The organism is Pseudomonas sp. LB1P83, from assembly GCF_054897885.1.
The window spans coordinates 3,743,804-3,756,182 of the sequence record NZ_CM142709.1 but is presented as its reverse complement, the minus strand read 5'-3'; the positions used below and the strand labels follow the sequence as shown (position 1 = coordinate 3,756,182).

At 61.4% G+C, this 12,379-nt stretch carries 1 protein-coding gene; it reads left to right on the top strand.

What is annotated here, in order from left to right; all coding sequences use genetic code 11:
• Positions 1 to 447: 447 nt before the first annotated feature.
• Positions 448 to 12,330: a peroxidase family protein gene (locus ACYZTY_RS17355; protein WP_461954744.1), complete on the top strand. Its 11,883-nt coding sequence runs from the start codon at positions 448 to 450 to the stop codon at positions 12,328 to 12,330.
• Positions 12,331 to 12,379 lie beyond the last annotated feature (49 nt).

The window sequence follows — 12,379 nt, the reverse complement described above, 5'->3', positions numbered from 1 at the left end:
ACAGTAAGTTGGCATCTCAAATGCCAATCGTCGTTTTTTGCGTCGTAATATTGACAGCGCATCGCTATGGAACTTTAGTCATGTGCAAGGGCGCCCGTCTGAAGCCTGCCATCGCTTCGAAAGTGCAAGGCACGGTGTTCCTGAAGGAGCAAGACATGTCGATCATTTCGTTCTGTAGCACCGTGACGGAGTTATTCAGGAAGTTCGCTTCGACTTCCCGATTCCATGGCCCACCAGCGGCCCGGAATCGCTCTGCCTGATCGCTCAGCGAGCCATTCATCCAGCGAATTCCAGGCGCGCATTCACCGGCGCAGAGGACGGCTTTGCCTGTCCCACGCCTGCTCTCGCCAAACACTGAACCAACGAACTGCGCAAGCCAGCACGTGACTTGGCGCGGGAGGATTTATTCGTCCCGAGCCTTTCCCATATAGATCGAGGGCAATCGAAATGGCCAATTTCAACAAGTCGGACCTGGAATTCATCCTCAAGCAAATCTTCATCTCAGAAGCGCATGCCAACGGCGCCAGCCTCAGTGATTTGCTACCCAACAGCCAGGTGCCATTCGGTCTGCGAACCGTCGATGGCAGCTACAACAACCTGGTCGCCGGGCAAACTGAATTTGGCGCCGCGGACAATTCCTTCCTGCGTCTGCTGGACGCCTCTTATAGAGCGGCCTATGCCGGGACCGGGACGGTGGTTGACCCGCAGCCACGGATTATCAGTAACCTGATCAACGACCAGACCGCTAACAACCCGGCCGCGGTTGCGGCGAACGGCGGCACCGACCCGGTGATCAGCCCCGGCCTGGACGGCGTGTTCGGCACGGACGACGACAAGGAAGTGTTCTTTATCCCCAACCAGTCGCCGGACGTCGGCCTGACCGCCGGCTTCAACTCGTGGATGACGTTCTTCGGCCAGTTTTTCGACCATGGCCTGGACCTGGTCACGAAGAGCAGTACCGACATCGTTTTTATTCCGCTGCAACCGGATGATCCGTTGTTCGTCCCGGGCAGCCCGACCAATTTCATGGTGCTGTCGCGCGCGGTGCGTACCGCCGGCGCGGACGGCATCGTCGGCACGGCCGATGATGGCCAGCCCAATACCACCTCGCCATTCGTGGACCAGAGCCAGACCTACAGCTCGCACCCGTCGCATCAGGTATTCCTGCGTGAATACACGCTCAACGCGGCAGGCGACCCGATTGCCACGGGGCGCTTGATTACCAACCGCGATCTCGGCGCCGATGGCAAGTTCGGCACGGCCGATGATGGCAACGGCGAGAGTGGCGGCATGGCGACCTGGGCAGTGGTGAAAGCCCAGGCCCGTGACATTCTCGGCATCAACCTCACCGACGCCGATGTGCACAACGTACCGCTGCTGGCAACCGATGCGTATGGCAATTTCATTCGGGGGGCGAGCGGCATGCCGCAGGTGGTGATGCGCGTCAGCAACGGTGCCGACGGTATTGCCGGGACGGCTGATGACGTCACTCAACTGGTCGAAGGCAACCGGGATGCGCCGATCAGTCTGGCCAGCGCCGTGAGCACCGGGCATGGCTTCCTCGACGACATCGCCCACAATGCCGCGCCGGTCGTGGTCGGTGGGGTTCTGCAGGCGGATACCGACACCGATGTCGGCAATGCGCAGCCCACTGGCGCGGGCGGCAACAACCTGACCTATGACAACGAACTGCTCGATGCTCACTACATTGCCGGCGATGGCCGGGTGAACGAGAACATCGGCCTGACCGCCGTGCACCATGTGTTCCATTCCGAGCACAACCGCCTGGTTCAGCAATCCAAGCAGACCATATTGGCCGCGGGCGATCTGGCGTTCCTCAATGAGTGGTTGGTGGACGATGTCGCCGCGATGCCGGCGACGCTCGCCGAAATCGCAGCATTGGTGTGGGACGGCGAACGGCTGTTCCAGGCCGCCAAGTTTGGCACCGAGATGCAGTACCAGCACCTGGTGTTCGAGGAGTTCGCGCGGACCGTTCAGCCGCAGGTCGACGCATTCCTTGCCCCCAACGGCTATGACACCTCGATCAACCCGGCCATCCTCGCCGAGTTTGCCCACGTGGTGTACCGCTTCGGTCACTCGATGTTGACCGAGACGGTCGATCGCTTCGACCCCGAGTTCAATCCGCTGCTCACTGACCCGAACAACCCGGACTCGCAAATGGGGCTGATCGCGGCCTTCCTTAACCCGCTCGCGTTCGCCGGCAGCGGAGCGACTGCGGACGAAGCGGCAGGGGCGATCATTCGCGGTGTGACCCGTCAGTTGGGCAACGAGATCGACGAGTTCGTCACCGAAGCGTTGCGCAACAACCTGCTGGGGCTGCCGCTCGATTTGCCGGCCCTGAACCTGGCGCGTGGTCGCGACACGGGCATCCCCACCTTGAACGAGGCGCGGCGTGAGTTCTACCAGACGACGGGTGACAGCCAGCTCAAGCCGTACATCAGTTGGGCCGACCTGGCCGACAACCTCAAGCATCCCGAATCGCTGGTCAACTTCATTGCGGCCTTCGGTACCCATGGGGCATTGACTGCAGCCGATGTGAATACGCTGGTCGAGATGCGTGCAATCGCCGCGGCCCTGGTGTTTGGTGGCAGCGCGGTGATCAACGCCGGCACTATCAATGAGCGTACCTTTACCGCCACTACAGCGGATCGCCTGGACTTTCTGAACAGTTCGGGTATCTACGCCATGGTCAACGGTGTGACCACCACCGGTGTGGACGACATCGACTTCTGGGTCGGGGGCCTCGCCGAGCAGAAAATGCCGTTTGGCGGGATGCTCGGCTCAACCTTCAACTTTGTGTTTGAAACTCAAATGGAGGCGTTGCAGAACGGCGACCGCTTCTACTATCTGTCGCGCGTCGCAGGCCTGAACTTCGGCACCGAGTTGGAAAACAACTCCTTTGCCAAGCTGATCATGCTCAACAGCGATGTCACCCACCTGTCGAACACCGTGTTCCTGACGCCGACGTTCACCCTCGAAGTGAATCAGGCCAATCAGTTCACTGGCCTGGGCTCGGATGGCAAAGCCGACCCGACGGGCGGCCTCATGATCAACGGCGTGGAAATCGTGAAGCTGGTGATCCGCGACAACCCCGACACCCCGGGTGCAGACAACAATTATCTGCAGTACAACGGTGAAGACCATGTGGTCCTGGGCGGCACCGCTGGTAACGACATCATCATTTCCGGTGACGGCGATGACACCCTTTACGGCGACGGCGGCAACGATCGCCTCGAAGGCGGTGCCGGCAACGATGCGGTACTGGGTGGCGCGGGCGATGACATCATTACCGACTCGTTTGGCGACAACCGTCTGGAAGGCAACGCCGGCAACGATGTGATCGTGGCCGGTAGCATGCTTGCTGGGGGCAATCTGATCCTGGGTGGCGATGGTCAGGACTTCATCATCACCACCGAAGACGTCAGCACCACCTTCGGCGGCCAGGGTGACGATTTCATCCTTGGTGCCAAGACCAACCTGCCAGCCACCGGCAACGAAGGCGATGACTGGATCGAGAAGGGCACGCAGGACGGTGCGCCTGGTGATAACGCCTCGCCGTTGCTCAATGACGATACGATCGGCAACGACATCTTTATAGGGGGTGGTGGCTTCGACGAAATGATCGGCGAGGGTGGCGATGACATCTTTGTCGGCAGCGATGCCCAGGACAATATGGACGGCATGTCCGGTTTCGACTGGGTGACCCACAAAAATGACAGGGTCGGCGTGACCGTTGACCTGACCATGGCCGCGCTGGCGCAGCCACACGGCAACGCGCCAAACCAGAATAACGGGCCGTTCAATCCGGTCGGCGCATCGCCGGCCTCGATCCTCGACCGGTTTGCCGAGGTCGAAGGTTTGTCCGGTTCGAAATTCGGCGATGTGCTCAAAGGCGATAATGTCGATGCGGCCACTATCCTCGACCACGGTGGTGCTACCGGCAGTGCACTGACCAATGTCGCGTTGATCCGCGGACTGGCGCAGTTCCTGGCCGATGCCGGTCTGCCGACCACAGGCTTTGCCACTGGCAACATCATCCTGGGTGGCGACGGCAGTGACCTGATCGAAGGTCGCGGGGGCGATGACCTGATCGACGGCGACAAATGGCTCAACGTCAGGATTGCGGTTTATAACCCAGGTGACGTCAACCATACCGGTCCCGAGATTGCCAGCTTCGACAGCATGGTCGATATGATTCCGTTCATGCTCGATGGCACCTATAACCCGGGTCAGCTCAAGGCCGTGCGGGAAATCCTGTCCGGTACCTCGACGGGCGGGGCGGCTTTCGACACCGCGATTTTCTCCGGGCTTGAGTCCGAGTACACGGTGACTCAAGACAATCGCGGCACGGTCAATGTGGCGGACGATGTCTGGACGGTGACGGATACCGTGGTGGGTCGCGACGGCACCGATACGCTGATGCATATCGAACGCCTGCAGTTCGCCGACAACCAGCGAGAGCTGGTGACGGGGCTCAATGCTCAACCGGTTGGCAGCCCGACCATCGCCGATGGAAACGGCGGGGCGATTACGGTGGGCGACATGCTGACCGTCAGCGTGGCCGGGGTGACCGATGGCAACAACGTCGGGGGTACTCTGAACAACTCCTCGGTGTCCTACTACTGGCAGTTCGAGGCCGATCCAGGCACTGGCGTGTTCGAGGACATCATCCTGCTACCTGCCGGTGACCTGGCGTTCCAGAGTGCCGACGGCACCTCGTTCAAGGTCTCTCCTGATCTCGCCGGGTTGTCGTTGCGGGTCAAGGCAATCTACCAGGATGGTCATGGCACCACTGAAGTAGTGTTCTCGCAACCGACAGCCGTGGTGGCTCCCGGCGCACCGGTTGTGCCGACGGCCCCGACACCCGTCGTCAATGCCACCGAGGGCGGCGAGGGCCTTCACATGGTCCGCTCCGACCTCAACTTCATTCTTGATCAGATCAAGATTGCCGAGGCTGACGCGGCCGGTCAGGACATCCTTTCGTTGATCCCGAATATCCGCGCACCCTTGGGCTTGCGTGCGGTCGATGGATCGAACAACAACCTGATGAACCTCAATGGCATCAATAACACCCAGTATGGTGCTGCCGATAACGTCTTTCCGCGGCTGACCGATCCGGTCTTCAATCCGGCCGAAGGTGCTCCTGCAGGATTCTTCGGCCCCGGCTCGCCGGCCATCCCGGGATCGTCCTATCAGCAAACCAGCGGGGCTGTGTTTGACTCGCAGCCGCGTACCATCAGTAATCTGATCGTCGACCAGACGTCGAACAACCCGGCGGCGTATGCCACGGCTTACGACCCGGGGGCGAACGGTCATCTCGACTTCGGCGTAGCGGGTAGCGGTAACGATGACGTGCTCAAGGATGGCGTACGGATCGTCGCCAGCCCCGGCATGGATGGTCAGTTCGGTACGGGCGACGACCACGATGTGTATCTGTTCGAGAACACCACCGCGGATGCGGGGTTGTCCGCGCCGTTCAATGCCTGGATGACCTTCTTCGGGCAGTTCTTCGACCATGGTCTGGACCTGCTCACCAAGGGCGGTTCGGGCACCGTCTACATTCCGCTGCAACCGGATGATCCGCTGTATGTACCAGGCGGCCACACCAACTTTATGGTGCTGACCCGCGCGACCAACCAGCCCGGGGCGGATGGCGTGCTCGGCACGGCCGACGATGTCCGTGAGCACACTAATACCACCTCACCGTTCGTGGACCAGAACCAGACCTACAGCTCGCACCCCTCGCACCAGGTGTTCCTGCGCGGTTATGAGATGACCGGTGACGGACCCATCGCGACCGGCAGACTGATCACTAACCGTGACCTGGGGGCGGATGGCAAGTTTGGCACCGCAGACGACACCGAAATCGGAGGCATGGCGACCTGGAAGGTGGTCAAGGCGCAGGCCAATGACATCCTGGGTATCCGCCTGACCGATGCCGACGTCAGTAACTCGCCACTGTTGGCGACCGACGACTATGGCAATTTCATCAAGGGGCCGAACGGCTTCCCGATGGTCGTGATGAAAGGGGCTGACGGTCTTGGCGGCACGGCTGATGACGTTCTGGTCGAAGGCAATCCGCTTGCTCCCGTCGACCTGACCAATGCGGTGCGCACCGGTCACCAGTTCCTCGCCGACATTGCCCACAATGCAGCGCCGGTGTTCAGCGGTGGCGTGCTCGTGCCTGACGCAGATTCCAACATAGGCAACGCAGTGCCGGTCAATCCGCAGACCGGGGCCAACCAGGCTTACGACAACGAACTGCTGGATGCTCACTACATCGCCGGCGACGGCCGGGTCAACGAGAACATCGGCCTGACCGCAGTGCATGCGATCTTCCACGCCGAGCACAATCGGCTGGTTGCGCAGACGATGGACACCGTCCTCGACTCGGCTGACCTGACCTTCCTCAACGAGTGGCTGCTGGCTCCGGTAAGCGGGTTGCCCGCCAACCAGGCCGAGATCGATGCACTGGTGTGGAATGGCGAGCGCCTGTTCCAGGCGGCCAAGTTCGGCACCGAGATGCAGTATCAACACCTGGTGTTCGAGGAGTTTGCACGGACCATCAACCCCCGAGTCGACCTGTTCTTCGCACCGACCCAAGTCTATGACGTCGACCTCGATGCCTCGATCGTTGCCGAGTTCGCTCACACCGTGTACCGGTTTGGCCACTCGATGCTGACCGAGACCGTCGATCGCTACGACGGCAATTTCAACGTGGTGGGCGATCCGAACAGCGCTGATCCCGATCAGCAACTGGGCTTGATCGCGGCGTTCCTCAACCCGTTGGCGTACGCCGCCAGTGGCGTGACGCCAGAGGACGCGACCAGTGCGATCATTCGCGGGGTGACCCGGCAAGCCGGTAACGAAATCGACGAGTTCGTTACCGAGGCGCTACGCAGTAACCTGCTTGGCCTGCCGCTCGACCTGCCGGCGATCAACATCGCCCGCGGCCGTGACGTGGGGATCCCCTCGCTCAACGCAATCCGCCGCGACATCTACAGCCAGACTGGCGATACCCAACTCAAGCCTTACACCAGCTGGGTCGACCTGGTGCAGCACCTCAAACATCCGGAGTCGTTGATCAACTTCATCGCGGCCTATGGCACGCATAGCACGATCACGGCGGCGACCACGCTGGAAGCCAAACGCGCCGCGGCGATGTTGCTGGTATTTGGCGATGGGGGTGTTAACGAGCCATCCGATCGCCTGGACTTCCTCAACGGCACGGGCACTTGGGCCAACGTGACGCGGGCCGGCAAGGACGGGGTACTGGGGACTGCCGACGATCTGAAAGGTGTGACTATTACGGGCGTCGATGCCATCGATCTATGGATCGGCGGCCTGGCCGAAGAGAAAACACCGTTCGGCGGCATGCTGGGCTCGACCTTCAACTTCGTGTTCGAGAACCAGCTGGAAAAACTGCAGGACGGCGACCGCTTCTATTATCTGGAGCGTACCGCTGGCCTGTCGATGAATGCCGAACTGGAAAGCAACTCGTTCGCCAAGCTGATCATGGCCAACACCTCGGCCACGCACCTGCCAGGTCTGGTGTTCTCGGACCCGGGCTTCTATCTGGAGAGGGACCAGTCCAAGCAATACAATGATGGCCTGGGCAATGCCGATCCACTTGGCGAGAACGGTGAGCAGGTGGTGTTCCGCGACAACCCGCTGACCGCAGGGCCGGACACCAACTACATCAAATACACCGGTGACGAGCACATCGTGCTGGGCGGTACCAACAACGCAGACATCCTCATCGCAAGTGAAGGCGATGACACCGTCTGGGGCGACGGCGGCAACGACCGCATCGAAGGCGGTGACGGCAATGACCAACTGCGCGGTGGCGCCGGCGACGACATCATCAGCGACCGCGGCGGCGACGATAACATCCAGGGTGGCGACGGCAACGACGTGCTGCACGGTGGCAACGGTGTCAACCTGATCATTGGCGGGTTCGGCAATGACTTCATCGTCACCGGTGAAGACGCCTCCGAGGCCATTGGTGGCCACGGCAACGACTTCATTCTGGGCAGTAAAGCCAACGAACAAGACATGGGTAACGAAGGCGACGACTGGATCGAGAAGGGCACCTCGGACGGTGCACCTGGCGACAATTTCGACCCGCTCGGCAACGATCCTATAATTGGCCACGATGTGTTCATCGGCGCTGGCGAAAACGACAAGTTCAACGGCGAGGGCGGCGACGACATCATGGTCGGCAGTCTCGGCTTCGGGGACCGCTATATCGGCGGCTCGGGCTATGACTGGGCAACCTTCAAGGACCTCGCCCAAGGCGTGTCCATCGATTTCACCGACCGCTTTTTCGATGTACCTCCGGTGCCGGGCTCGGGTGCCTCGGCGCTCGTGCGTTTCGACATTATGGAAGGGCTGTCGGGTTCGGCGCACGGTGACTTTCTGCGCGGTGATAACGAAGACGCAACTTCGCTACCCAGCGCAGGAGCGACCGGCAGTGTGCTGACCAACATCAACCTGATCGACGGCCTGGCGGATGTGCTGCCGGCCGGAGCGACATTCTTCGACGGCGGCAACATCATCCTCGGTGGCAGCGGCAGCGACCTTATCGAAGGCCGCGGTGGTGACGACATCATCGATGGTGACAAGTGGCTGAACGTACGCATCAGCGTACGGGCGAACGCTGATGGCACTGGCCCGGAAATCGCCACGTTCGACAGCATGGAACCACTGGTGCCGTTCATGCTCAACGGTACTTACAACCCGGGTCAGTTGATCATCAAGCGGGAGATTCTGACCGGCAATGACCGCTTCGACACCGCGGTGTTCTCCGGTAATTCGACGGAATACCTCGTCGAGGTCCAGGGCAATACTGTCATCGTGACCGACCTGGTGGCGGGGCGTGATGGTGTCGATCGCCTGACAGGCATCGAGCGTCTGCAGTTCTCTGACCTGGCGCAGTCGTCCGGCGTTGGCACTGCTTTGAACGAGGGCCCAGCGGGTCATCTGGCGATCCTCGATGATGCTACCGGTCTGCGTGACGATACGCCTGTGGCCGGCCAGTTGCTGCGCGTCAGTAATCGAGCGGTACACGACGTGGACAACGTAAGCGGGGTCAATACGACCGGCGCGGTGACCGGTGCGGTGGCTTACTACTGGCAGGTGGAAAACATTCCTGGCACGGGCATCTATGAAGACATCACCGTTATCGCCGCCGGCGAAGCTTCGCGGGCGACCGGCACCACCTACCGGGTGGCGGACGATGTGGCGGGTCTGAACATCCGCGTCCGGGCGGTGTATCAGGATACCAAGGGCACGCTGGAGATCGTCGACTCGTCGGGGAACAGCACACCGACCGCAGGGCCGACCGTAAACGGACTTTTAGTGCAGAACCAACTGTTGACCGCTGACCCGTCGAGCATCATTGACCTTGATGGTCTCAACAATCCGCAGTTCACCTACCAGTGGCAGGCGACCAATGGGGTGAGCTTCGTCAACATCGTCGGCGCCACCGGGAGCACCTTCACGCTGACTCAGGATCAGGTCGGCGATCAGGTGCGAGTGGTGGTCAGTTACGTGGATGACTTCGGTGTGGCCGAAAGCGTGGCGTCCGACCCTTCGGACCCGGTGGCCAACGTCAACGATGCACCGACAGGCGCGTTGCTGATCAGCGATACGACACCGGAACAAGGGCAGGTGCTGACCGCGCTGACGGCCGGGATTGCCGATGTGGATGGGCTGGGCACCTTCAGCTACCAATGGCAGCAAGGTACCGGCACTTCCTTCACCGACATTAACGGGGCGACCGCTGCGACTTTCACCCCTGGTGGGGCGCAGGGCAATCTGCAACTGCGGGTGATCGTGAGCTACACCGATGGCTTCGGCACGCTGGAGTCGGTGACCTCTGCGGCGACGGCAGTGGTACCGCCCGGCGTGGTGCTTACGGGGGACGCTGGGGCGAACATCCTCACAGGTGGCACGGGTGACGATGTGCTGAATGGCCTGGGCGGGAACGATACGCTCAATGGCCTGGCGGGTGCTGACCTGTTGTTGGGCGGCACTGGCAATGACATTCTCAACGGCGGAGACGACAACGACATCCTCAATGGCGAGGACGGCAACGACACCCTCAACGGCGGGCTCGGCGCGGATGCCATGAATGGTGGTGCCGGCAACGACACCTTTGTGGTCGACAACGTCGGTGACACCGTCACCGAGGCGGCCGGTGGTGGTACCGATCTTGTGCAAACCAGTCTGGCCAGCTACCTGCTCGGTGCCAACGTCGAGAACCTGGCCTATACCGGTGCCGGCAACTTCACCGGTACCGGTAATGCGCTGGCCAACAGCATCACTGGCGGGGTCGGTAATGACGTCCTCAGTGGCGGGGACGGCAACGACACCCTCAACGGCGGGCTTGGCGCAGATGCCATGAACGGCGGTGCAGGCAACGACACCTTTGTGGTCGACAACGTCGGTGACACCGTCACCGAGGCGGCCGGTGGTGGTACCGATCTGGTGCAAACCACTCTGGCCAGCTACGTGCTCGGTGCCAACGTCGAAAACCTGACCTACACCGGAGCCGGTAACTTCACCGGTACCGGTAATGCGCTGGACAACACCATCACCGGTGGGGTTGGTAGCGACGTCCTCAGTGGCGGGGACGGCAACGACATCCTCAACGGTGGGCTCGGCGCGGATGCCATGAACGGCGGTATCGGCAACGACACGTTTGTGGTCGACAACGTTGGTGACACTGTCAACGAGGCGCTGGGTGGTGGTACCGATCTGGTGCAAACCAGCCTGGCTAACTACGAGCTCGGTGCCAACATCGAGAACCTGACCTTTACCGGAGCCGGCAACTTCACCGGTACCGGTAATGAGCTGGCCAACACCCTCACCGGCGGGGTCGGTAACGACGTGCTCAATGGCGGTGCGGGTGCTGACCAGTTGGTGGGGGGAGCTGGCAACGATACCTACGTCGTCGATGCAGCGGACGTGGTGGTTGAAGCGGCGGGTGGCGGTACGGATACCGTGCAGACGACCCTGGCCAGCTACACACTGGGTGCCAACGTCGAAAACCTGACCTTTACCGGCGTCGGCAACTTCGCGGGCAACGGCAACGCGTTGAACAACGTCATCACCGGCGGTGCAGGTAATGACACCCTCAATGGTGATAGCGGCAACGACATCCTCAATGGTGGTCTCGGCGCGGATGTCATGAACGGCGGTGTCGGCAACGACACCTTTGTGGTCGACAACGTCGGTGACACCGTCATCGAGGCGCTGGGCGGTGGTACCGACCTGGTGCAAACCAGTCTGGCCAGCTACCTGCTGGGTGCCAACGTCGAGAACCTGGCCTTCACCGGGGTCGGTAACTTCACCGGTACCGGTAATGCGCTGGCCAACACCCTCACCGGCGGGGTCGGCAACGACGTCCTCAATGGCGGTGCGGGCGCTGACCAGTTGGTGGGGGGGGCCGGCAACGACACCTACATCGTCGATACAACCGCGGACGCGGTGGTCGAGGCGGCGGGTGGCGGTACGGATACCGTGCAGGCATCGCAGGCCAGCTACACGCTCAGCGCCAACGTCGAGAACCTGACCTTTACCGGAGTCGGCAACTTCATCGGCAACGGCAACGTGTCGAACAACGTCATCACCGCCGGGGCAGGTAATGACATCCTCAATGGTGGCAGCGGCGACGACATCCTCACCGGCAACGGCGGTAACGACACGCTCAATGGTGACCTCGGCAACGACCAACTGCTGGGCGGCATTGGCACCGATACCCTGAACGGCGACGCTGGCGATGACAGCCTCGACGGCGGTGACGGGAACGACGCATTGAATGGTGGCACAGGCAACGACACGCTGCTCGGCGGGCTGGGTGACGACAGCCTGGATGGCGGTACCGGCAACGATCTGCTCCAGGGTGGCGATGGCAACGACACGCTGCTCGGTGGTATCGGTAACGACACATTGTTGGGTGGCATCGGCAATGACTCCATCGATGGCGGTGCTGGCAACGATACGGTCACGGGTGGTGCCGGCAACGACCTCATGGATGCCAGCAGTGGCAACGATGTCTTCCTGTTCGCAGCGGGCTTCGGGGCCGATCAGATCTTCAACTTCGATGCCAACGCGGCGGGAGGCCAGGACCTGCTCAATATTTCCGCGTTCGGCGTCACAGCTGCGACCTTTGCCGCCACCGTCATCATCACCGATGTCGGTGCGGATACCTTGATCAGCTCCGCAGGAGCTGAGTCCATCCGCCTGGTAGGTGTGGCCGACGCAACAACAATCACTGCCACAGACTTCATTCTGGCTACTTGAGGTCCTGATCAGTATTAGCGCAGGGAGCGTGCACAGGGGAGGGGGGGCA

Excerpts from the sequence above, each read along its gene's own strand:
- ACYZTY_RS17355 (WP_461954744.1), top strand. The coding sequence starts at position 448 with ATGGCCAATTTCAACAAGTCGGACCTGGAATTCATCCTCAAGCAAATC.